The sequence below is a fragment of the Denitratisoma oestradiolicum genome, from assembly GCF_902813185.1.
GTDB classification, from domain to species: domain Bacteria; phylum Pseudomonadota; class Gammaproteobacteria; order Burkholderiales; family Rhodocyclaceae; genus Denitratisoma; species Denitratisoma oestradiolicum.
Genome location: NZ_LR778301.1, coordinates 391364 through 413174, shown reverse-complemented (window position 1 = coordinate 413174; position 21811 = coordinate 391364). Strand labels below are relative to the sequence as shown.

At 64.4% G+C, this 21811-nt stretch carries 22 protein-coding genes; 6 read left to right on the top strand and 16 right to left on the bottom strand.

Annotated elements, in window-relative coordinates; genetic code table 11:
• Nucleotides 1-107: 107 nt before the first annotated feature.
• The 10 genes from DENOEST_RS02070 to DENOEST_RS02025 form a co-directional block, all read right to left on the bottom strand.
• Nucleotides 108-6116 carry a DUF6701 domain-containing protein gene (locus tag DENOEST_RS02070; RefSeq protein ID WP_145770529.1) on the bottom strand — a complete coding sequence of 2003 codons (6009 nt, stop codon included), beginning with the start codon at nt 6114-6116 and terminating at the stop codon, nt 108-110.
• 12 nt (nt 6117-6128) lie between these two features.
• Nucleotides 6129-6599, bottom strand: coding sequence for a pilus assembly PilX N-terminal domain-containing protein (locus DENOEST_RS02065; RefSeq protein WP_145770528.1), 471 nt, complete (start codon nt 6597-6599; stop codon nt 6129-6131).
• Complete coding sequence (locus DENOEST_RS02060) at nt 6596-7435, bottom strand: PulJ/GspJ family protein (RefSeq protein WP_145770527.1); 840 nt, start codon at nt 7433-7435, stop codon at nt 6596-6598. Before DENOEST_RS02060 ends, DENOEST_RS02065 begins: the two co-directional genes overlap by 4 nt.
• Entirely contained in the window at nt 7429-8022 is a 594-nt protein-coding gene (locus DENOEST_RS02055; protein ID WP_232096416.1) for a type II secretion system protein, read from the bottom strand. The genes DENOEST_RS02060 and DENOEST_RS02055 overlap by 7 nt, the downstream gene beginning before the upstream one ends.
• 67 nt (nt 8023-8089) lie before the next feature.
• Nucleotides 8090-8572, bottom strand: a complete 483-nt coding sequence (locus DENOEST_RS02050; RefSeq protein ID WP_170228175.1) for a pilus assembly FimT family protein — start codon at nt 8570-8572, stop codon at nt 8090-8092.
• A gap of 201 nt (nt 8573-8773) precedes the next feature.
• Nucleotides 8774-9172, bottom strand: a complete 399-nt coding sequence (locus DENOEST_RS20455; protein ID WP_170228174.1) for a prepilin-type N-terminal cleavage/methylation domain-containing protein — start codon at nt 9170-9172, stop codon at nt 8774-8776.
• A 45-nt stretch (nt 9173-9217) separates the two neighbouring features.
• Complete coding sequence (locus DENOEST_RS20450) at nt 9218-9727, bottom strand: type II secretion system protein (protein ID WP_145770524.1); 510 nt, start codon at nt 9725-9727, stop codon at nt 9218-9220.
• Between the two features lie 95 nt (nt 9728-9822).
• Complete coding sequence (locus tag DENOEST_RS02035; RefSeq protein ID WP_145770523.1) at nt 9823-10296, bottom strand: hypothetical protein; 474 nt, start codon at nt 10294-10296, stop codon at nt 9823-9825.
• A complete protein-coding gene (locus DENOEST_RS02030) occupies nt 10293-11525 on the bottom strand; it encodes a type II secretion system F family protein (protein WP_145770522.1) in 1233 nt (410 codons plus the stop codon). The genes DENOEST_RS02035 and DENOEST_RS02030 overlap by 4 nt, the downstream gene beginning before the upstream one ends.
• A gap of 1 nt (nt 11526) precedes the next feature.
• Entirely contained in the window at nt 11527-13233 is a 1707-nt protein-coding gene (locus DENOEST_RS02025) for a GspE/PulE family protein (RefSeq protein ID WP_145770521.1), read from the bottom strand.
• A 57-nt stretch (nt 13234-13290) separates the two neighbouring features.
• On the opposite strand from DENOEST_RS02025, the gene DENOEST_RS02020 reads away from it, so the two are divergent.
• Entirely contained in the window at nt 13291-13755 is a 465-nt protein-coding gene (locus DENOEST_RS02020) for a tRNA (cytidine(34)-2'-O)-methyltransferase (protein WP_145770520.1), read from the top strand.
• Here DENOEST_RS02020 and DENOEST_RS02015 read toward each other — a convergent pair whose 3' ends face one another.
• From DENOEST_RS02015 to DENOEST_RS01990, 6 genes are read right to left on the bottom strand one after another with little or no spacing between them, the layout of a single operon-like run.
• Nucleotides 13756-14733, bottom strand: coding sequence for an NAD(P)H-dependent glycerol-3-phosphate dehydrogenase (locus tag DENOEST_RS02015; RefSeq protein WP_145770519.1), 978 nt, complete (start codon nt 14731-14733; stop codon nt 13756-13758). It lies immediately after the preceding gene.
• 16 nt (nt 14734-14749) lie between these two features.
• On the bottom strand, nt 14750-15187 hold the full coding sequence (locus DENOEST_RS02010) for an SH3 domain-containing protein (RefSeq protein ID WP_145770518.1): 438 nt from the start codon (nt 15185-15187) through the stop codon (nt 14750-14752).
• A gap of 4 nt (nt 15188-15191) precedes the next feature.
• Nucleotides 15192-15662, bottom strand: coding sequence for a protein-export chaperone SecB (gene secB / locus DENOEST_RS02005; RefSeq protein WP_145770517.1), 471 nt, complete (start codon nt 15660-15662; stop codon nt 15192-15194).
• Between the two features lie 56 nt (nt 15663-15718).
• On the bottom strand, nt 15719-15976 hold the full coding sequence (grxC, locus tag DENOEST_RS02000; RefSeq protein ID WP_183148195.1) for a glutaredoxin 3: 258 nt from the start codon (nt 15974-15976) through the stop codon (nt 15719-15721).
• Between the two features lie 7 nt (nt 15977-15983).
• Nucleotides 15984-16394, bottom strand: a complete 411-nt coding sequence (locus DENOEST_RS01995; protein WP_145770516.1) for a rhodanese-like domain-containing protein — start codon at nt 16392-16394, stop codon at nt 15984-15986.
• Between the two features lie 9 nt (nt 16395-16403).
• The gene (locus DENOEST_RS01990; protein ID WP_145770515.1) at nt 16404-16733 is read right to left on the bottom strand and encodes an ArsR/SmtB family transcription factor; all 330 of its coding nucleotides are present in this window, start codon (nt 16731-16733) and stop codon (nt 16404-16406) included.
• A 121-nt stretch (nt 16734-16854) separates the two neighbouring features.
• Between DENOEST_RS01990 and gpmA the strand changes: the two genes are divergently transcribed.
• The 5 genes from gpmA (at nt 16855) to DENOEST_RS01965 (ending at nt 21811) form a co-directional block, all read left to right on the top strand.
• The gene (gpmA, locus tag DENOEST_RS01985; protein WP_145770514.1) at nt 16855-17601 is read left to right on the top strand and encodes a 2,3-diphosphoglycerate-dependent phosphoglycerate mutase; all 747 of its coding nucleotides are present in this window, start codon (nt 16855-16857) and stop codon (nt 17599-17601) included.
• A 257-nt stretch (nt 17602-17858) separates the two neighbouring features.
• Nucleotides 17859-19034 (top strand): murein hydrolase activator EnvC family protein, encoded by a 1176-nt coding sequence (locus DENOEST_RS01980; RefSeq protein WP_170228173.1) that lies wholly within the window; start codon nt 17859-17861, stop codon nt 19032-19034.
• A gap of 26 nt (nt 19035-19060) precedes the next feature.
• A complete protein-coding gene (locus DENOEST_RS01975; protein WP_145770512.1) occupies nt 19061-20485 on the top strand; it encodes a S41 family peptidase in 1425 nt (474 codons plus the stop codon).
• 25 nt (nt 20486-20510) lie between these two features.
• Nucleotides 20511-20975, top strand: coding sequence for a hypothetical protein (locus DENOEST_RS01970; RefSeq protein ID WP_232096415.1), 465 nt, complete (start codon nt 20511-20513; stop codon nt 20973-20975).
• An 86-nt stretch (nt 20976-21061) separates the two neighbouring features.
• Nucleotides 21062-21811 (top strand): HesA/MoeB/ThiF family protein, encoded by a 750-nt coding sequence (locus tag DENOEST_RS01965; protein ID WP_145770511.1) that lies wholly within the window; start codon nt 21062-21064, stop codon nt 21809-21811.

The following is a 21811-nucleotide window of genomic DNA, read 5'->3' as shown; positions in this document are numbered from 1 at the left end:
CGAAACACTTTTTCACGCGTGGGATTATCGGTGGCGGACGTCAAGGGCAATCTGCGCAAGTAGTGGGGAAAAGCTTGCCATTCGTCAAGCAAGCCGGGGGGCAAGCGTCAGTACCGTTCCCGCAGGTAGATGAAACGGCTCTTGGGCGTACCGAAGGTGATCCGTGCGTTGGGATCGCTGCCGAAGGCGCCGCCACTGCATCCCCAATCACTGCGCAGCCAGCCCAGGCTGGCCCCGGCCAGGGAACCGGGCAATGCCGGATTGACGCAACTGGCGCCGCTGGTGGAGGCACCCAGATTCAGCGCCAGGGCCACGCTGCCCGTCGCCGCAGGCGTGGGCGCCGTCACCCGGATCACTGCTTCGCCCCCCGCCAGTTTGGACCCTGCCGTCGCCTGGCCCGTGGTCCTGTCGTAGAGGGAAGTGGCGATGTGGCTGATATCCAGATTGCCGGCGGCCAGGGGAGTGGCCGCCCCCGCCGGCGCGGCATAGTTCCCCAGGGCCATGACATCGTGGGGATTGAAGCTGGTGCAGTTATCCAGGTCGTTGAGCCGGAACACCGGCACGGCCCCGGACAGGCTGGCAATGTATTCGGCCCGCACCGGCACCCGCTGGGCCAGCAGTTCGGAACCATAGCTGTCCAGCAGGCGCAGGCGGCCGAAGCGAATCCGGGTGGCCGCGCCGATCTTTTTGGCATCGCAATCGGTGGCACTGTCGGTGCCTGGCGCAGTGCACAGGGCATCGGTCTTGTCGGCCCGCATGTCGACACCGCTGATCTTGGCGCCGTCGTTGTCAATCGCCTTGATTCCCAAAGCCAGCATATCGAAGGCGCCCGCGCCATTGGCGACGGTCCAGGTGGCGGTGGCGCCGCCAGGACGCGAGAACTGGGCGTTGCCGGTACTCGCCACCTCGTAGACGCCCGCCGTCCAGGAGGCCGTGCCGATTCCGCTGATGCGGCCGATCAGGTTCACCCCGTCATTGCCGTTCTCAGCCACCAGGCTCGGGGTCGCCACCGCATAGCCCAGGCTGGCGGCGTAATTGCTGGTCTTGATGTCGTTCTTGTTGCGGGCCTCCAAGCGGTAGGCAATCCCCAGGGCGGGTTGGTCCATATAGGTGAAGCCGTTGCAGGCGGCCGTCACCGTTCCCGACGCCAGGGAAAAATGATCCAGGTAGAAACGCCCCACCACATCGGAGGCCCAGGGCACATCGCCCGCCCCCAGGTAAGCCGATGCCAGGGGCTTGGCGGTGAAACTGCCCAGCTCATCGAAATTGAGGCTGTTGCTGGCCAGCACCGCCTGACCACCGCTCCAGCTTCCGACGGCAATCGAGGTGCCCGAGTACCCCAGATCGCCGATGCCTCCCACGGGGGAAACGATACTGTCCCGACTCAGGCTGGTGAGCCAGGCAAAAGCTGCGGTGGTGCTGGTGGCGGCCGTGGCCCAGTTGGCCGGCTCCGCCGTCGGCGACTTGTCGACGTCGGGGACGCCGTCGTAGTTGGCATCCAGGGCCGCCCACCAGCGCACCGCCGCGACGGTGGCTTCGAAGCTGTCCCCGGCGGGCAGGAACTTGGCGCCGCCCAGGGGGTTGGCGATGCCGCCTTTTTTCGCGGTATGGAAGTAGAGGGCGAAGGGCCTCACTGTCAGGTTGATCGACGACCCGGTGACCGGCGAGGAAACGTTGGAATCATCCCGCACGCTGATGGGATACTGGCCCACGTCGCTGGTGACCAGGCAGACATCGGCCACGCCGCTGGCGAAGTTGAGGGTCGGCAGATTATTGGTGGTGGCCGACAGGCCCGTCGCCGTATTGGGCAGGGCCAGGGAACAACTGCTGCCCGCGGCGGGCAGGCAGGTGCCGCTGCCGTTGGTGGTGCAGATCAGGGGCGCTGCCGCCGCTGCGGGATGGACGCCGCTCACCGGACTGAACCAGCCATCCAGAGTCTTGGCGCCGATGTAGCTGGTATCCGTCGTCGCGCCGCCGCCGCCGCAGGTGGTGCGGGTGATGCGCATCAAATGGGGACGTGCGGCCACCGCCTGGCTGCCGAGGGAATCCGGAACCGTCACATTGAAGGATCCGCCCCGGTACTGCACCGGCGTGGCCAGGGAGGTCAGGGGACTGCCGCCGCTCTCGGTCACGGTGATGTACACATCCTGGGAACTGGCATCCACCAGATAGAACTTGGCCACCCCGGCATCGGCGCTGGCGAAGGTATAGGCATTGCCGACCAGGGAGCCCTGGGCCTGACCGCTGACCACGCTCCACGCCGCGGCCGAAGCCCCGCCGCCGAACAGGGTGGCCGACAGGGTCACCGTCTGGGTATAGTTGGTAACGGTATTGCCGCTGGAATCGATGGCGGTCACCGTGACGATGGGGGCCGCCGGGTTGCCGCCGGCGGTGGCGCAGGTGCTGGGGGACAGATTGTCCACCTGGATGCGGAAGCCCGCCGGCGGCGTGTAGCTCTGGGCGCAGACCTTGAGTCCGGCGATCTCGTGAATGTTGATGGCGGCCCCCGTGGAGCCGGTAAACGACAGCTTCCAGTTGGCGGGCACATCGGCCTGGGAAGCGTTGATGCTGTAGATGTTGGGGAAGTTCAGATTGGGCAGGGTGACGTAGCCCGTGCCGGTATCCCGCTGCACCTGCACCAGGGCCGTGCGATTGCCCGAGGTGTAATTCCGGGCATCCACCACGATGCGATACTTGTGGCCCCGGGAAGCCACGGTGGAGGTGGGATTGTCTATCGTCGGCGACAGGGCGCCCGAGGTGGACAGGTAAGGATAGCCGGTCTGGCCGGCGCCGGAGCCCCGCAGGGTCACCGCCTGGGCCGTGAGGCCCACCCCGCCCTGACGCCCCTCGGTGGCGTTGGCGAAATTGCCCCACTCGTCAATGCCGATTCCCATCCAGCCACCGTTGAAACCGGGGCAGCCGCCCGCCGTGGTGCAGTCCGATCCCGGATTGGATTTCTGCGCATAGCCCAGGGAGCCGCCGAAGGCGCCCGGCGTCGGCGTCAGCCCGGAATCGGAGAGCGTCAGGGCGATTCCATCGGCCCCCGGATTGCTGCCGCTGTAGGCGTAGTGGCGGAACTCCGTGATGATCATGTTGCCGGCCGCCGGAAAGGTGCCGGGCACATTGGCCACCGTGGCCACCTGGCTGCTATTGTCGGTGAGGCGCAGATAGCCGGAGTTGACGATGCGGGGATTGCCGAAGGTGCTGCTCTGGTTCTTGTTGTCGACAATCCAGTTCTGGCCATAGATCGTCGAAGGATTCAAGGCAGTACGACCGAAATTGTCGCAAACGCAGGTCATCGCGGGCAGACCGCTGATATCCGTGGGCGGCAGGCAGGAGGCAGGCACCTCGCCCATGACGAAATCGCCGAAGCCCGCACCCGCCACCGAGACATTGGAGACGCCGACTGCCCAACCACTGGCCCAACTGGCCCCGCTTACCGGCGTGGGCAGGGTCCAGGCGCTGCTGGTGTACTTGCCGATGACAAAATTGGCGGTAGTGGCGCCGATGTCGATATCGCCGGTATCGGCGTTGAAGGTGGCGCCGTAACTGGTGAAATTACCCGTGCTGTCGGTGGTGGCCCCCAGGGTCCAGTAGCGGTTGGCATCCTTGGTGGCGTCGATGCCGGAAGAAGCAATCTGGGGATGCTCGCTGCCCGTGGTGCTGGCGGTCAGGGTGCCGCCGGCCGCCGTGGCCACCATGGTGACGCCCACCGGGGCGTAGGTGGCGCTGCTGCCGATGGGATAGGTGCAGGTGGTGGTGCCCGTATTGAAGGTAAAGCGCAGCCTGCCGCTGACAAAACCGTTGGTCCTGGCCCAACTGGGGGTATTGCAGTAGGCCGTCAGGATCAGGATGTTGTTGCCGGTGGAAATATAACCATTGGTCAGGGTGAGCAGAGTCTTCACCGTGGTGCCGGCATTCATGGCGATGCCATTGCTGTTGTTCAGGGTCAGGCTGGGAAATACCGTGTCGGTGCCCGAGCTGTTGATGTTCTGGATCGAGGCCCCGAGAAAGCTCCAGGTGCTGCTGTCGCTGCCGCCGCTATTGAAGTTGCTGCCGCCGTTATTGGTGAAGTCGCCATACAGGCTCACCCCGTGGGTGCCGCTATTGAAGGTCGGACCGCTGTCGAGGGTGAAGCTGCCGCGCACGTCGAAGGTGCCCGCACCGGACAGGGTCTTGGCGCCACTGCCGGCCAGGACCACCTTGGGATAGCGCACATTGGCCACCGGCAGGGCCTGGGCGGCGCCACCGAACTGGAAAGTGACCGTGCTGTTGGTGCCGGTGGTATTGAGGCTGCCCACGTTCTGAATCGGCGTGGCAGCGGCGAAGCCGATGGTGTAGGCATCGGCGGCACCGAAGGTGAGACTTCTGCCGCCCAGATCAAGCTGATTCAGGGTCCAGGTGCTGGCGGCGCTGCCGGTGAACTGGTAGTTGGTGGACAGGATTACCGAACCAGTGCCCAGGGCCAGGGTGCCGCTGTTGCTCAGCACGCCATTCCCCGAGAGGGTACCCGAGGGAGTAGACCCAAGATTCAGGGTATTTCCTGCCGTATTGGAGAGAGTGCCACCGTTGTTGACGACCATCCCGGCCACCCGGGAAGTGGACACATTCAACGTGACGGTGTGGCTGTTGATGGTCACCGTGTCGCCATTGAGGGGAAAGCCGCTGCTGCCATGGCAACTGTCGTCCCACACGGCGGGATCGTTCCAGTTGCCAGCAGCAACGGTAAAGCAGTTCACTCCCAGACTCTGACGCAGGGCAATGGACTGGGAGGCCCCTTCGTCGCTGTCGCCGGAGGCGACGGCAATCTTGGTGCCGGTAGCGCCCGAGGCGGCCAGCAACAGGGAGTTCATCGACAGGGAAACGCCGGAAGCGCCCGTGGATGCCGCGGAATACTCGTCCACCATTTCCGTCATGCCGGCCGGCGGCGTCCAGGTGCCTGAACTCTGATACTCATGCGCGGTGACCAGCATGTCCGTTGCGCTGGCCGTGATGCTGGGCGCGGTCTGATTGAGGATCGCGTTGTTTTCCTTCAACTCGGCCGAAGTCACGACGGGATTCGCCGTATCGGCCCCGGAAAAGGCGGCAATGCCCCCCGACGACCCCGAATGGGCGGCGGAATAGGTCCAGGTGTAGCTCGCCGGTTCGCTGCCGATGGCCGTCACGGCCTTCACATAGGTGATCAGATGGGCATCGCCGCCGCTGGCGTTGTGCACCGTGTCCCGCACCAGGGTCCAGCCCGCGGGCGCTGTCAGGCCCACGGTGCTGGGCGTCACCACCAGCGCCGCGATCATCACATCCCCGGTGTCCGTGCCCGCCGGCCGGTTGATGGCCAGGCCCGGCATCCCGACCGTCGCCGGCCGCAGGGCCAGCAGTACGCCATGGCTGTTGGCATTGCCATCGGTATCCACCTGGAACGGCCCGGTGGCGCCGGCGCTGGCCTGCCCCAGGTAGTAGAGGGCGATGGCGTTGTCGTTGGCGGAGTCGTATGTCGAAAAGAACGCATTGGCCCAACCCGCGATGCCCGCGCCCTGATTACGGTTGTCGTCGATCATGCCGGCGATCAGCAACATGTCGCCGGCGGTCGCGGTGGTGATGGATCCGGTATTGATCTTGTCGTCGCCCGCCGTGGTCTGGGCGCCGTAGGCAACGTCGATGGGAGTGACGGTGTCGACGCCGCGGAAGGCGGAACAACGGGCGATGATGCTGGAGCCGCCACTGTGGACCACCGTGGGATTGGACTCCGAGGCCCCGGCAATCTTGTAAAAGATCGAGGCGCGGTGGTTGGTCAGCGTAGCGCTGAAGAAAGCGGTCCATCCGCTGACCGAGTGGGCAACATTGTCCCGGGACTCCACCAGGCAGATCAGCAGGTCATTGGCGGCATGGGCCGGCAGGGTCGGGGTGGCATTGCCGCTGTTCGCCGTGGCCAGCCCGCCGCTGCCCACATAGGTGATGCTGCTGGCGCCGGCGGATGCCATGCTGGCGTTCTGGGCAGCCCGGAAGGCGATCTGGGCCTGGGCCGAGCCAATGCCGAGCAGCGTCAGGAAAAACATTCCAAGAAACAGGACAGCAGCCCTGCGCAATCGATTCACCCCATCCCAGCCCATGGATTTCATGGCGGCCCCTGTCTAAATCGTCACCGTGACACGGCGTTCGATGTAGCCGAAACTGCCGGCGGATGCGGAATTGGCATTGCCGTTGGCATCGGAGCAACTGCCATCAAGATTGGGCCTGTTGCAGGCTACCGCGATGACGGTGAATACCGTGGGACCTCCCATGCCAGCAGGATCAGGCGTCGCCACGCAACTAACGGTGACGCGAAACTCGTGGAGGGTGGTGCCGGCGAAAGCCAGCGTGGTGCTGGTGCAGGCCGCGGCGCCCGCCCGGCCTGCCGGGCTGGAGCTCCATGTTTGATAGATACCCCATTCGATGCCGGCCCGTGCGGCCTGATAGGCCCGTGCACCCTGCACGTCGTAGGCCGAGCCGATCTGCTGGGTAGTGGAGACCACCAGGATGAAGGCCCCCAGCGCCGCCAGCACCACCAGGATGAAAATGGCGGAGACGATGGTGAAGCCGCTTTGTTGCGTGGCGCGTTTCATGGGGTGTTATCCACGTGGATCTGGCGGAACACTTCGACCCGCTCGCCGCTATTGTCGGTCAAAGTCAGATTGACATAAAGGGAACCGTTGGGACGGTGGGCGTTGGAATCGTCCACAAAACAGGTGGCGCCATTCACCACCGTGGCCGACGTCCCGCCGGGCGTGGTGGAGAACCCGTAATTGGCGAAGCGCTGCATGGCACCGGCTGTGGCGGCAGGGCAAGTGTAGGTCACGGCCCGGATATTCTGATCCACCACCTGGAAGCGGTTGTTCTCGTAGCTACAGATCACCGCACTGTTGGCCAGTGCTCCGATGGTGAGGGAATGAGCGCCTACCGCCGTCACGGCGGCACGGCTACCGCCGCAATACACATCGCTGGGCGCGGCGCAGCCCGGCCCCGGGTTGAGACTGGCATCGTTGAACACCACCACGGAATCCCCCACGGCCACCGCCGGCATGGGGCCCAGCGCATCGAAGCTGGCGTTGACCGTTCCGCCGCTGCACAGGGGCTGCCCCCCGCTGGAGCCATCGCTCTCGTTGCGGTAGCGGCCGCCGTCCCGCGTGGGGATCAGGGTGATGCTATAGACCCCGCCCGCAAGGCTGACCCGCAGACTGTTGGGCACGGCCAGTCGCACCTCCCTGGAGAGGCGGCGCAGGGCGATATCGGCGGCATCCGTCAGGGCAGCCCGCCGCACCGAATCGAAGTAACTGTCCACGGCGGTCTTGATGAATATCGCCACCATGGAGGCGATGATGCCGGTGATGACGATCACCATCACCGCCTCGATCAGGGTGAAGCCCTCCTGGGTGTGAATGGCGGAACGTCGTTTCACCATGGCAAATCATTGGGCCAGGCCCGTGCCCGGTACCCCTCCAGCACGATACTGTCGCCAATGGCGCTGGGACAGGCGGTGGCCCGGCAAACCTCCACCCGAATCCGCACGACGTTCATCGCCGAACAGTCGTTGGCTGCGCCACAATCGGCGGAAGCGATACCCCCCAGGGCCTCCGGCACCACGGTGATGTTGGCCGAGTAACCCTCCGGCGCGGTGGCCGCATTGCCGTTGATGTCGCTGATGGGCGGTGCCAGGGAAAGGTCGTGATAGTCGGTGACATGATTAAAACGGTTGGCGGGGTCCGGCGGAACCCGTTGCTGTCCAGCTTCCGCGCCCAGGGATTCGAAGACAGCGCAGCCCCCCGCCGTGGTAGCCGCCGTGGCCGTGGCCCAGTTGCCATCGCTCTGATCGCAATAGGTGAAAGGCTGCATCTCCACTTCCTCCAGCAGGGCCTCGGCGATGGACAGCAACTGCTTGCGCACCATGGGGTCGGCGCTGTTAAAAACGGCGATGTTCAGCACCGAAAGCATCCCGACCACACCGACGCTGACGATGACGATGAACACCACCAGCTCGATCAGCGTCATGCCGCGGCAGCGCCCCTCCCCTCTCGCGTGGGAGCAGAACCGCCTCGATCCACGCCCGCCGGGTCGGCTAGCGCACATAGCCGGTCTCCCCTTCCACCGTCACGTCGGGCTGGCCGGTAACGGTGAAGGTCAGGGTATTGGTCAGCGCCCGCCCCTGGGCATCGAAGACAAAATTGCCGCCGCCCCCAAGAGTGGCACCGGCCCGGGAGCAAACCAGGTTGCCTGCGCCACAGTCCCGATCCGGTGCGGGCAGATTCAGGGGGGTAGCGTAATTGCAGTCAGCTCCGAAAACCGGAGCAACGCTTTCCGGCGGCGCGGTATTGACGAAAAGGGCCAACTCACCGGCATTGATCCTGACGCAGACATGGCGCCGCTGGGCCACGGCCGACATGCGGGCATATTGCAACGCCGCCACCAGCTTGTCACGGACGCCGCGTTGATCGAAGGTGGTGGCAAAGTCCAGGCGCCCGGTGGCGAAGACCGCCAGGATGCCGATGACGATCATGGTCACCACCAGCTCCACCAGGGTAAAGCCGCGGCAAGCTTCCATCCAAGCCACATTGGTGTGTTTATCCGCGATTAACCGCAACGCCATGCTCCGGTGGTGGAAAGGGTTGCCATGCAGTCAGCCCGCCTTCCGACAGCCATGCCAGAAACGACAAGGGCGACCGGAGCCGCCCTTGGGGTTGTGCCCCTTGCCGAATATACCGAGGCAGAACCCGATCTGCCCCCTCCCAGCTTTCGTTCCCGATCAACCCGTACAGGTTATGGTCGCCGTTGCAGTCTGAGATTGTGGTCCAGTTACCGTGCAAGGCCCAGTGGTCCCAGCGGTACCGCAGGCCAACGTGCCGGAAATTGTGTAACCGGTTGGTATTCCTCCGTTCAGCAAGGTAGTGAGAATGGCATTTGTGCAGACGTTAGTCGCATTATCAATGGCGACTCCGAGTGCTCCATTCGCCAATCTGCCCGCATAATTCACAGCGGAGGCACTGCTCAATGCACCGGCCACGCCATCCGTCGCGGCATCAGCCGCATCCGTCCGCAAATCAATAAACATCGGCAACGCCGTTGCCGCCAGAATGCCCAGGATCACGATCACCACGACCAGTTCGATCAGGGTGAAACCTTTTTCATTTCGTGGAATTTGCATTGTGTTTCTCCTTACGCCTAAAGATATATGAAAATGATAATCCGATTAACAGCCGCTGATGATGACACTGATCACGGGGGCCACAATCAGCGTTCCTGACAAAGAGGCCTCCTGGTAACTGATGCGGCAGTTCGGTACCGTGCCGCCGGCCACGTCGAAATGGCGGGTGGGGGTGCCGCTGCCGCTGGAGGAGGCCGTCAGGCCATCCGCCTGCAGGTTGAGCTGGGCCGCCGACTCGATGCCGTCGGAAGTGGCGGCCGGATAACGGTTGGCGATCTTGACCTGGGCGCCATCCATATTGACGAAGGGGGGATTGGAGGCGCAATTCACTCCCGTCAGGCTGGGCGCCACACCCGAGACATCCAGTTCACAGCGGGAACGGGCCAGAGCGGCGGCGGAGCGCAGGGAGCCGTAGATGGCGTTGGCCTTGGCGATGCGGGCATCGCGCTGGGCGTCGATCAGCCGCGGCAGAGCCACGGCGGCCAGGATGCCGATGATGGTGATGACGATCACCAGTTCGATCAAGGTAAAGCCCGCCTGCCTGTTAAGCCCCATATTCCGCGCTGCCCTCCGGGGAATCCCCCTTTATCCGGCAGAAGTTACCATGCGCCCTTCAGGGCTTAGGCCCTGCTCTTGGGCATATTTCACCTTTAATTCGGCGCTATCCGCTCCAATCGCAGGCCCACGACCTTGCCGCCCAACTCTCCTTTGGCCCGGACCTGCCAACGGAACATCGCCATCCCCGCGAAAGCCTCGGGCTGACGGGGTCGATAGCCCAGGGCACGGCTATCCGGATCGAACCACCAGACCCCCGGCGCCGCACCGCTGCCGTCGCCTTCCATATAGTGGCGCGGCACGTGGCCCAGAAAGGAGACAGGATTGGCCCCCACCAGTTCCGCCAGACGAGACTCCTCCCCCCGCATGATGCGCTCGCCGATGGCCAGTTGCAGGCCCACCCGCATATTGCGGACGGTGAGTTCCACTTCTGTCCGTTCCCCTTCCTCTTCCAGGGCCTTCAGCCGAGTGTTCAGTGACAGGGAGAGCAAACCCACCAGGGTGACGATGACCGCAAACTCGAACTTGCTGATGCCGGCCTGCCGCCCGGCGGTGGCCAGGGTGTTCACCGCTTCATCGCCACCCGCCCCAGATCCCACAGGGGCAGGAAGATGCCCAGGGCCAGCACCAACACCATGGCACCCAGCATCACGATCAGGATGGGCTCGATCTGCTGGGACAGGGTCTTGAGCTCGTATTCCACCTCGCTCTGGTACATGCCCGCCACTTCTTCCATCATCTCGTCCAGGGAGCCGGACTCCTCCCCCACGGCGATCATCTGCAACACGACCGGGGTAAACACGCCTGTACCGATGGCGGAACGGAGAATGGACTCCCCCCGTTCCACGTTGTCGCGCATTCTCTCGATCTTGTCGGCGATGTAGGCGTTATCCACGGTCTGGGAGACAGTGGTCAGGGCCTGAATGATGGGCACCCCGGAGCGGGAGGCCAGGGCAAAGCTGCGGGCGAAGCGGGCCAGGGTGGCCTTGCGCACGATCTTGCCGGCAATGGGAATGCGCATCTTGATCTTGTCCCATTGATGGCGCCCCGCCGGCGTGCCCACCCAGGCCCGGAAGGCGAAGGCGGCGCCGACCAGGGCGGCGATCAGGACATGCCACCAGGCCACCATGAAATCGGAAAAACCGATCAGGATGCGGGTCATCAGAGGCAATTCGGCGCCGAAACCCTTGAACACATTGGCGAAGGCCGGGATCACCCAGATGTTGACCACGAACATGGCGATTACCATGGCGGCCACCACGAAGCTGGGATAGCGCAGGGCCGACTTCACCTGTTCCCGCATGAAGCGCTCGAACTCCATGTGATCGAAGAGGCGCAGGAAGATTTCCTCCAACCGGCCGGTCATTTCCCCCACCCGCACCATGGCGAGATAGAAGGGGGTAAATACCTTCGGGTGGCGGGCCAGGGAAACAGACAGTTCCCGCCCGGTATCCAGGCTTTCACGGACCTGGCCCAGGGTATCCCGCATGGCCTGGTTCTGGCTCGACTCCTGCAAGCCGGTGAGTGCCCGCATGATGGGTACTCCGGCCTTGAGGAGGGTATAGAGCTGGCGGGTGAACAACAGAATGTCCACATGCTGAATCTTGTCAGCAAAGAGATCGAAGATCCTGACGGCCGTTGCCTGCTTTGATCCTCCCGTCGGCGCCAGCTTGATCTCCAGGGGCGTCACCCCGCTGCCGAACAGCAGATCGGCCACCGCCGCCGCCGTGGCGCCCTCCAGCACACCCTGGACCACCGCACCGGTGGCGTCTCTTCCGCGATAAGCAAAGGCAGGCACCCTACTCCTCCAATTGCGTTGCAATGCGCATCGCTTCCTCGACGGTAGTGCGGCCATTGACCACCAGGCGCACGGCATCGCGGCGCAGGGTGTGGCCTGCCATCTGTTCCCGCCCCACAGCCATGAACTCGCTCGGGTCGCCGTGATTGGCAGCTTCCACCAGGGCGTTGGTCATTTCCAGAAACTCGTAGACGGCCTGGCGCCCTTGGTAACCGGTGTTGGCGCAATGGGCGCAGCCCAGGCCGATCCGGTACTTGAACTTGTCCACCCGATCCCCCAGCTCGTAGCGTAACCATTCGCGCTCATGGGGCTCGGGCTGATAATCCGTGGCGCAATTTTCGCAGATCACCCGCACCAGGCGCTGGGCCAGCACCATCTGAATGGACAGGGCCACCATGTAGCGGGGCACCCCCATGTCCAGCAGGCGGATGGGCGTAGACAGGGCGTCGTTGGTATGCAGGGTAGACAGCACCAGATGGCCGGTCATGGCGGCTCGCATACCGATTTCCGCCGTTTCCTGGTCGCGCATTTCACCAATCAGGATGATGTCCGGATCCTGCCGCAGGGCGGTGCGCAGCACCCGGGTGAAGGTCAGGTCGATCTTCTCGTGGACCTGCACCTGATTGAGTCCCGGCAGACGGTATTCCACCGGATCCTCGACAGTGATGATCTTCTTCTCCGGCGTGTTGAGCTCGTTCAGGGCCGCATAGAGGGTGGTGGTCTTGCCGGAGCCGGTGGGGCCGGTCACCAGCACAATGCCCGAGGGCCGGCTGATGGCATGGTGAAAACGATCCCGCACCCGCTGCGGCATGTACAGACTGTCCAGTTCCAGCAAGCCGGTGTTCTGGGCCAGGAGCCGCATCACCACCGACTCGCCATGCTGGACGGGCATGGTGGAAATCCGCACATCCACGTTCTGGCCGCGAATCTTGATATTGAAACGACCGTCCTGGGGCAGGCGCTTTTCCGAGATGTCCAGGCCCGACATCAGCTTGAGACGCAGCACCAGGGCCGTGGATATCTTGCTGTCGGCCTCGGTCTGCACATGGAGCACGCCATCGATACGGAAGCGGATCACCACCGACTTTTCCTGGGGCTCGATGTGAATGTCGGAGGCGCGGGAGCGCAGGGCCTCTTCGAACACCGTCTGCAACAGCTTGACCACCGGCGCATCCTCGGACCCCGGGGTGATGCCCAGTGCGGCGCCGAACTCCACCGGAATGTCACCCATTTCCTGGGTCAGTTCCTTGGCCAGGCCGGAGATTTCCTCGGTGCGCTTGTACACCCGATCCAGCAGCGGCATCAACTGACTCTCGGTCACCACCGCCAGTTCGACGTCGCGCCGCAGGACCCGGGAAATCTCGTCGAACACTGCCAGATCGGTGGGGTCCGACAGGCCCACCCGCAACAGGCCGGCCCGCTCGTCCAGCACCAGTGCCCGGTAACGGCGGGCCTGAGCCTCCGGCAGCAGCTTGATCAGCTCGGGCTTGAGATGGAAGCTGCGCAGATCCACGAACTCGACCTGAAGCTGGCGCGCCAGTGCCCGGGCGATGCCCTCCTCGGTGACATAGCCGCTTTCGACGAAAATCCGGCCCAGCTTGCGGCCGGAGCGTTTCTGCTCCTCCAGGGCCAGCTTGAGCTGCTCATCCGTCAATAGGCCCTGTTGAATCAGCAGATCACCAAGGCGCACTTTTTCCGGGCGTGCCATGCCATCACTCCAGTTAATATCCGGGTCCAGTTTGCCGCCTGAGCCTACTCCCGAAATATGTTCGACATTGTTCTATATCAGCCGGAAATCCCCCCCAATACCGGAAATATCCTGCGCCTCGCCGCCAATAGCGGTTGCCGCCTGAACCTGGTCAAGCCCCTGGGTTTCAGCATCACGGAGGCAGCGGTGCGCCGTGCCGGCATGGATTACGCGGAACTGGCGGAGGTTGTGGTTCATGAGAACTGGACGGACTGCCTGAGCACCCTGGCCGGCCGGCGCATTTTCGCCCTCAGCACCCGGGGACGTATTCGCCACGACAGCGTGGCCTACCAACCAGGAGACGTTTTCCTTTTCGGGCCGGAAACCAGCGGTCTGCCGGAAGCCGTGCTGGCAGAAATACCAAGCGCACAGCGCCTGCGTCTGCCCATGGTGCCGGGCAACCGCAGCATCAACCTGTCAAACACGGTCGCCATCCTGGTCTTCGAAGCCTGGCGCCAGAACGACTTCGCCGGGGGCGCCTGACTACTCCGCCTTCGGCTCCCGGGCCATCAGGGCGGCCACGGCGGCGGCAGGCGTGAGTTGCCCCTCCAGCACGGCGCAAACAGCGTCGGTGATGGGCATATCCACTTCCAGCGCCCGCGCCCGGCGTGCCACTTCCCGGGCCGTGGATACGCCTTCGGCCACATGCCCCAGATTGCGGGTGATCGCCTCCAGGGCATCGCCCCCGGCCAGGGCCAGGCCGACCCGGCGGTTGCGGGACAGATCACCGGTGCAGGTGAGGATCAGGTCGCCCATGCCCGCCAGGCCCATGAAGGTTTCACGGCGGGCGCCCAGGGCCAGTCCAAAACGGGTGATCTCCGCCAGGCCCCGGGTTACCAGGGCGGCCCGTGCATTGAGGCCCAGGCCCAGACCGTCGCTGATGCCGCAGGCGATGGCAAGCACGTTCTTCACCGCGCCGCCCACTTCCGCGCCCACCAGGTCGTCATTGGCATAGAGCCGCAGACGCTCGCTGTTGAGGGCCTGGGCGATATCCCGGGCAAAGGCGCCATCGGCGGCGGCGATGGTGACGGCGGCAGGCAGGCCTCGGGCCACTTCCTCGGCGAAGCTGGGACCGGTCAGCACCCCGCTTTGCAGGCCCGGCCCGACTTCCGCCACCACCTGATGGGGCAGCAGTCCGGTCCCGGCTTCCAGGCCCTTGCAGGCCCAGAGAAAAGGCGGCGGAACGGGGGCGCGGGCCAGTCGCGCCAAGGTCTCCCGCAGGCCTGCCAGAGGGGTGACCACCAGAGCGACATCGGCCTGTAGGGCCGATTCGAAATCAGCGCTCGGGGCAAGCCCTTCGGGCAGGGGGCAGCCGGGCAGATAGTGCCGGTTCTCCCGGATGGCGGCCATGGCCGCCACCTGAGCGGAATCTCGGGACCAGAGGGTGACCCGGTGCCGGGCGGCCAGGGAAATCGCCAGGGCCGTGCCCCAGGCACCGGCACCCAATACGGCAATTTTCATGGTGGGAGGCAGAGGCTCAGAGGCCCCAGACCTGAAGGGCGCGGACATAGCCCGACTGACCGCTCCGGTGCTTGACCCTGGCCCAGCCTGGAGGCGCGGTTTCCAGCAACTCGAACACCACGTCCTTCTCGGCCTCGAACACCAGGGCCGCCTTGTCCTCGGCCTGCTCCCGAATCTGGGCCCGCTCGGCCCGAACCATCACGGTGCGGCGGGGGGACAGGAAACGGGTCTCGATCCAGATCAGGTCGCCCTTGCTATCCCGCACCTTGCTCCAGCCCTCGTTGCTGATCACCACTTCCACAGGGGTGGCGCGCGCGATCACATGGAGGCGCTTGCTCGTGGCGGCCGGCCCGTCGTAGAGCACGGCCGGCTCGGCCACGGAACGGAAGTCGAGGGCCAGGGCCGGCAGCGTGATCAACCCGAGCAGCAGCGCAAGACAGCGACCTGGATGCATAGCCTTACTGAATCGGAACCTCGTGGGGCCCCTGCTCCTTCTGCTGGGCCTCGGCCATCATGCGCTGCTGATACATGGCCTCGAAATTCACCGGCGCCAGCAGCACGGGCGGAAAGCCGGCACGGCCCACGGCGTCGGAGATGGTCTCGCGCACATAGGGGAACAGAATGTTGGGGCAGGCGATGCCCAGCAACGGGTCCATGTCCTGGGCCGGGATGTTACGGATCTGGAAGATGCCGGCCTGGCCCGCTTCCACCAGGAAATAGGTCTTTTCCTCGTGCTTGGCGGTGACGGTGACCGTCAGTACCGACTCATAGTAGCCGTCGCCAATGTCGGCGGCCCGGGTCTGCAACTGGATCTGGATTTCCGGCATCTGGTTGTCGAGGAAAATCTGGGGCGCGTTGGGCACTTCCAGGGACAGGTCCTTGACGAAAATCTTCTCGATGTTGAAGCTGGGTTGCTGCTGTTCACTCATGATGGAATCGGCTCAGGTTGAAGTGGAACTGCAAAAAGGGTGGGGCATTGTACCCGCTAGGGCTTGAGCAGGGCGTCGAGCCGGCCCTGATGGTCCAGCTCGTAGAGGTCGTCGCAGCCTCCCACGTGGAAATCGTCGATAAAAATCTGGGGCACGGTGCGACGACCGGTGCGTTCCATCATTTCCTCGCGCCGGGCTGGCTCCAGGTCCACCCGGACCTTTTCGATCTCGCTCACTCCCTTGCGGCGCAGCAACTGCTCGGCCCGCACGCAATAGGGGCACACCGCAGTGGAATACATCAGGACCCGGGGCATGACAGGACTACTTGGCGGTGATCGGCAGGTTGGCCTCGGCCCAGGACCCCATGCCACCGTCCAGATTGAACACCTGGGTAAAGCCGGCTTTCTTCAGCACGCCGCAGGCCGTCGCCGAGCGGCCGCCGCCAGCACAACAGACGATCACCGGCCGCGCCTTGAGTTTCTCGATTTCGCCCAGTCGCTTTTCCAGTTGCCCGGCGGGAATGTGGCGGGCGCCCGGAATACGGCCCTTGGCCCATTCGTCCGCTTCCCGCACGTCGATCACCACCGCGTCCTCCCGGTTGATCTTGAGGGTGGCCTCGGCGGCAGAGAGACCGCCGGCGCCGCCCCCCCGCAACAGGGGGTACAGCAGCATGCCGCCGCTGACGGCGGCCAGGGCCACCAGAAAAATGTTCTGCTGAATAAATTCCCACATGAAAATCCATCATCCTTTCGTAGACGGCGGTTCGCCGCAAAAAACTTCCCGCATCATGCTGATCAACTGAAGGGTGCGCTGATCGGCCACCCGGTAGTAAACCCGGTTGGCGTCCTTGCGGGTTTGCAACACATCCTTGTCGCGCAGAATGGCCAGATGCTGGGAAATATTGCTCTGGGAGGTGCCCACCGCTTCCACGATGTCCTGTACGCAAACCTCCTGGTCCCCCACCACGCACATGATCTTCAGCCGCAGGGGATGGGCGATGGCCTTGAGGGCCCGAGCCGCCGTCTCGATTTGCTCCTGCTTGCCGATGAGATCCTGAACGATGCTGGCCATGCTGGCCCCGTGGAGGGAAATAAGGGAGGGTATTATAAAATACGCTGCGTTGCCTGACCGGGCCACCGCCGGGTTTTACGCTTTCCGGCCCCAACTCATCCCCACTCACTCTGGAAACCCCATGTACAAGATCGTTCTGCTCCGCCACGGCGAGTCCGTCTGGAACAAGGAAAACCGCTTCACCGGCTGGACCGATGTGGACCTCACTGCCCAGGGCCTGGCCGAAGCCCAGGCTGCCGGCCAGTTGTTGAAACAGGAAGGCTACGCCTTCGACGTGGCCTATACCTCGGTGCTCAAGCGTGCCATCAAGACCCTATGGACGGTACTGGAGGAAATGGACCGGATGTGGATTCCCATCCATCACTCCTGGCGCCTGAACGAACGCCATTACGGTGCCCTGCAGGGTCTCAACAAGTCCGAAACCGCCGCCAAGTACGGCGACGAGCAGGTGCTGGTCTGGCGCCGTGCCTACGACACCCCGCCCCCGGCCCTGGAGGAAGGCGACGAGCGACTGGAAATCGGCAACCCCCGCTATGGAGACCTGGCCCCGGCCCAGTTCCCCCGCACCGAATGCCTCAAGGACACGGTGGATCGCTTCCTGCCTTACTGGCACGAGACCATCGCACCGATGGTGAAGAGCGGCAGGCAGGTGGTCATCGCCGCCCATGGCAACAGTCTCAGGGCACTGATCAAGTACCTGGACAATGTTTCCGACGCCGACATCGTGGGCCTCAACATCCCCACCGCCCAGCCCCTGGTCTATGAACTGGATGCCAATCTGAAGCCGATCAAGAGCTACTACCTGGGCGACCAGGAGGCCATCAAGGCCGCCATGGCGGCGGTGGCGGCCCAGGGTAAAGCAAAATAATGAGCCTGCCCCCCGGCCCCCTTCCCATGGAAGGGGGTGACGGCGGTTCGCGGGCCATGCCCGCTCCATATCTTGACTGCCCCGCCTTGGGGCGGCCCGGCGGCGGGGCTTCGCTTCGTTCCCCCCTGGGAAATTCGATCACCATCCCTCATCACCCCTTCCCGAGGAAGGGGAGCCCTCCCGCGAAGTTTCCTGGCACTGGAACTTCACGCAGTCTCTGGTGTTCCTTCTGTGGTCTGAGCCTGCTCCTATTGGTAATGGGGGGGCACGATCCAGCCCTTGCCGCCCCTGGCGGCGGCCAGCGGGAGGAACTCAAGGAAATCCGTGGGCGGATCGGCGCCCTGCAAAAGAATCTGGCCAGGAGCGAGGCCACCCGGGACAACGTCAGCGACCAGTTGCGGGAGACCGAGGCCGCCATTTCCACCATCAACCGCCGCCTGCATGAGCTGGCCCGGGAACGGGCCGAGGTAGAGACGGCCTTGGAGCAGCTCCGGCAGCAGTCCGACCAGTTGTCGGGCAGCATCGGCCGGCAGCAGCGCCAACTCTCCCGGCTGCTCTACCGTCAGTACCTGCACGGGGAAGCGGACGCCCTGCAACTGATGCTGATGGGAACGGACCCCAACCAGGCGGCCCGGGACCGGCATTTCCTGCGTCTGCTCTCCGTCGCCGAAGCTCGCATGCTGGGGGAACTGCGGGACGCCCTAAAACAGAAGCAGGCGCTTTCCGCCACCGTCAAGGAAAAGGGCGAACAACTGGCGGGCATCGAAAAGCGCCAGCAGGAAAGCCGTGCCAGCCTGCTTTCCCGACAGAAGGAGCGCCAGTCGCTGCTGGAGCGTCTCGCCGGCCGGATCAAGGCCCAGCGCCAGGAGATTGGCAACCTGAAGGAAAACGAGCGGCGTCTGTCCCAACTGATCGCCCGGCTTTCCCGGCCGGCGCCCGCCACGCCCCGATCTTCCGGAAAACGTCCTTCCCGGGAAAAATCCGACAGTCCATCCCTGAGAAATGAACGCAGCCCCGAACCCGGCTCGGCAACGGGCGCCTTCGCCGCCCTCAAGGGCCGCTTGCGGCTACCTCTCAAGGGGGAAGTCGCCGGCCGCTTCGGTACTGCGCGGCCCGAGGGCGGCACCTGGAAGGGCCTGTTCATCCGCGCTGCGGAAGGCAGCGAAGTCAAGGCCGTGGCCCCCGGCCGGGTGGTGTTCGCCGACTGGCTGCGAGGCTTCGGCAACCTGCTGATCCTGGACCACGGCGACGGTTTTCTTTCCGTCTATGGTTTCAACCAGTCTCTGCTGCGGGAAAGCGGCCGCGAGGTGAAGACCGGGGAGCCCATCGCCACGGCCGGCGCCAGCGGCGGCGGCGGGGAATCGGGTTTATACTTTGAACTCCGGCATCGGGGCCTGCCCTTCGACCCCCTCAAGTGGTCCAGCCTGCGCTGATGCCCCGGCCCATCCAAGGAAATCCAATGCGTAGCAAGCTGCAAAAGTTCGGCCTCATCGGCATCGGCATGGTGGCCGGCGTCCTCGTCAGCCTCAACTTCTCCGCCAATGCCGGCAAGGAGACTGTCTCCGGCCTGCCAGTGGAAGAGCTGCGCAGCTTCGCCGATGTTTACAACGCCATCAAGCAGGGCTATGTGGAGCCCGTCGATGACAAGAAGCTGATCACCCATGCCATCAGCGGCATGCTCTCCAACCTGGACCCCCACTCGGCCTATCTGGATGCCGACGCTTTCAAGGATCTCCAGGTCAACACCCAGGGCGAGTTCGGCGGCCTCGGCATCGAGGTGGGCATGGAAGACGGCTTCGTCAAGGTGGTGGCGCCCATCGAGGACACGCCGGCCTGGCGGGCGGGGGTCAAGTCCGGCGACCTGATCGTCAAACTGGACGAAACCCCGGTGCGGGGCATGACCCTCAATGACGCAGTCAAGCGCATGCGGGGCAAGCCCAAGACCCCGATCACCCTGACCATCATCCGCAAGGGCGAATCCAAGCCCCTGGTGATCACCATCGAGCGGGACAAGATCAAGGTCCAGAGCGTCAAGTCCAAGCTGCTGGAGCCTGGTTTCGGCTATGTGCGGGTGACCCAGTTCCAGGAAGAAACGGTCTCCGATCTGGTGAAGCATCTGGACAAGCTCTACAAGGACCCGGAAAACAAGGGCGAGGAATTGCGCGGCCTGGTGCTGGACCTGCGCAACGATCCCGGCGGCCTGCTCCATTCCGCAGTGGGCGTTTCCGCCGCCTTCCTGCCTGCCAAGACCCTGGTGACTTCCACCGACGGCCGCACCGAGGACGCCAAGCGCAAGTACATCGCCGCCCCCGAGGACTACCTGCGGGGCTACAAGCAGGACATGCTGAAGGATCTGCCCGCCGGCACCCGTAACGTGCCCCTGGTGGTGCTGGTGAATAGCGGCTCGGCCTCCGCCTCGGAGATCGTCGCCGGCGCCTTGCAGGATCACAAGCGAGCCGTGGTGATGGGCACCCAGACCTTCGGCAAGGGCTCGGTGCAGACCGTGCTGCCCCTGTCCAACAACTCGGCCATCAAGCTGACCACGGCCCGCTACTACACCCCCAACGGCCGCTCCATCCAGGCCAAGGGCATCGTCCCCGACGTAGTGGTGGAGGAAACCGCCAATGGCGAGGCCCATAATCCGCTGATGCGGGAGGCCGACCTGGATCGCCACCTGGAAAACGACAAGGACAAGAGCGCACCGGCCAAGACCACCGACAAGTCCAAGACGCCAGCCAAGAGTGGCAAGGACAAGGGCGGCGCCAAGGACGAGGGCGACGAAACGACGCAGTTCAAGCCCATCGAATTCGCGTCCAAGAGCGATTACCAGCTCAAGCAGGCCATGAACCTGCTCAAGGCCTGGCAGATCATCCGCAAACCATAGGCCAGCCATGAGCCATTCCGGGAAAATGACGGTCGAAAAGGCCCGCCGCCTGCGGGACGAGGAGCGGGGGCAGCAGCGCATGCCCCTGGACGACCCCCATCCCGGCAGCCGCAAGCAGCGGGAAATCCGTTTCGACCATGCCCGGCCCGAGCAGGTGGCCCAGGCAAGGGAGCTACTGGCGGTTCTGGAACGACTGACGGTGCGGGAAGGCCACACCCCCCATATACTGACGGTGGAATACGAAATCCACGACTACACCCTCCAGGGCCTGGAAACCGCCCTGGTACGCCAGGGCTTCCACCTGGAGCATTCGGTCTATGCCCAGTTGTCCCGGGCGGTGATCTACTTCTGCGAAGAAACCCAGTTGCGCAACCTGCAACAGCCCGAGCGCCTGCTGAAGCAGTCCCACGAAATCTATTCCAAGGCCTGGGAACATCACCCCCACGGTGACCACGACGACACGCCGCCGGAACTACGCAGCGAAAAGTGACGGTTATTTCGTGTCCCTCACCCCCTGCCCCTCTCCCAGTGTGAGAGGGGAGTTTCCGGAAGCCGCTACACGGCTTTGAGCTTGAATTGAACGACCAGCAACTGCTCCGCTACAGCCGCCACATCCTGCTGCCCGAGATCGGCATCGAGGGTCAGCAGCGCCTGCTCGACGCCCGGGTGCTGGTGGTGGGGGCCGGCGGGCTGGGCTCTCCCGCCGCCTACTACCTGGCCAGTGCCGGTATCGGCACCCTGGTGCTGGCCGACGGCGACACCGTGGACCTCACCAACCTGCAACGACAGATTCTCCACCGGGAGGCGGCCGTGGGCCAGCCCAAGGCAGCTTCCGGCGCCCGCACCCTGGCGGAACTGAACCCGGAATGCCGGGTCATCCCCCTGGCCGAACGTCTGGAGGGAGAGCGCCTGGAAGCGGAAGTCGCGGCGGCGGACCTGGTACTCGACTGCTCCGACAACTTCGCCACCCGCCACGCCATCAACCGGGCCTGCGTAAAACTGCAACGCCCCCTGGTATCCGGCGCCGCGGTGCGCTTCGACGGCCAGATCTCGGTCTTCGACCAGCGCCAGGAAAAGGCTCCCTGCTATCACTGCCTGTTCCCCGAGGCCGAGGACGTGGAGGAAGTGCGCTGCGCCGTGATGGGCATCTTCGCCCCCCTCACCGGCATCGTCGGCACCGTCCAGGCCGCCGAGGCCCTGAAACTGCTGATCGGCTGCGGCACCAGTCTGGCCGGACGGCTGCTGTTGCTGGACGGTCTCTACATGGAATGGCGGGAAATCCGCGTGCCCCGGGACCCGGGCTGCACGGTCTGCGCGGACGACTGA

Coding starts and splice junctions, on each gene's coding strand:
- DENOEST_RS02070 (WP_145770529.1), bottom strand. CDS start 6,116: ATGAAATCCATGGGCTGGGATGGGGTGAATCGATTGCGCAGGGCTGCT.
- DENOEST_RS02065 (WP_145770528.1), bottom strand. CDS start 6,599: ATGAAACGCGCCACGCAACAAAGCGGCTTCACCATCGTCTCCGCCATT.
- DENOEST_RS02060 (WP_145770527.1), bottom strand. CDS start 7,435: ATGGTGAAACGACGTTCCGCCATTCACACCCAGGAGGGCTTCACCCTG.
- DENOEST_RS02055 (WP_232096416.1), bottom strand. CDS start 8,022: ATGACGCTGATCGAGCTGGTGGTGTTCATCGTCATCGTCAGCGTCGGT.
- DENOEST_RS02050 (WP_170228175.1), bottom strand. CDS start 8,572: ATGGAAGCTTGCCGCGGCTTTACCCTGGTGGAGCTGGTGGTGACCATG.
- DENOEST_RS20455 (WP_170228174.1), bottom strand. CDS start 9,172: ATGCAAATTCCACGAAATGAAAAAGGTTTCACCCTGATCGAACTGGTC.
- DENOEST_RS20450 (WP_145770524.1), bottom strand. CDS start 9,727: ATGGGGCTTAACAGGCAGGCGGGCTTTACCTTGATCGAACTGGTGATC.
- DENOEST_RS02025 (WP_145770521.1), bottom strand. CDS start 13,233: ATGGCACGCCCGGAAAAAGTGCGCCTTGGTGATCTGCTGATTCAACAG.
- DENOEST_RS02020 (WP_145770520.1), top strand. CDS start 13,291: ATGTTCGACATTGTTCTATATCAGCCGGAAATCCCCCCCAATACCGGA.
- DENOEST_RS02015 (WP_145770519.1), bottom strand. CDS start 14,733: ATGAAAATTGCCGTATTGGGTGCCGGTGCCTGGGGCACGGCCCTGGCG.
- DENOEST_RS02010 (WP_145770518.1), bottom strand. CDS start 15,187: ATGCATCCAGGTCGCTGTCTTGCGCTGCTGCTCGGGTTGATCACGCTG.
- secB (WP_145770517.1), bottom strand. CDS start 15,662: ATGAGTGAACAGCAGCAACCCAGCTTCAACATCGAGAAGATTTTCGTC.
- grxC (WP_183148195.1), bottom strand. CDS start 15,976: ATGCCCCGGGTCCTGATGTATTCCACTGCGGTGTGCCCCTATTGCGTG.
- DENOEST_RS01995 (WP_145770516.1), bottom strand. CDS start 16,394: ATGTGGGAATTTATTCAGCAGAACATTTTTCTGGTGGCCCTGGCCGCC.
- DENOEST_RS01990 (WP_145770515.1), bottom strand. CDS start 16,733: ATGGCCAGCATCGTTCAGGATCTCATCGGCAAGCAGGAGCAAATCGAG.
- gpmA (WP_145770514.1), top strand. CDS start 16,855: ATGTACAAGATCGTTCTGCTCCGCCACGGCGAGTCCGTCTGGAACAAG.
- DENOEST_RS01980 (WP_170228173.1), top strand. CDS start 17,859: ATGGGGGGGCACGATCCAGCCCTTGCCGCCCCTGGCGGCGGCCAGCGG.
- DENOEST_RS01975 (WP_145770512.1), top strand. CDS start 19,061: ATGCGTAGCAAGCTGCAAAAGTTCGGCCTCATCGGCATCGGCATGGTG.
- DENOEST_RS01970 (WP_232096415.1), top strand. CDS start 20,511: ATGACGGTCGAAAAGGCCCGCCGCCTGCGGGACGAGGAGCGGGGGCAG.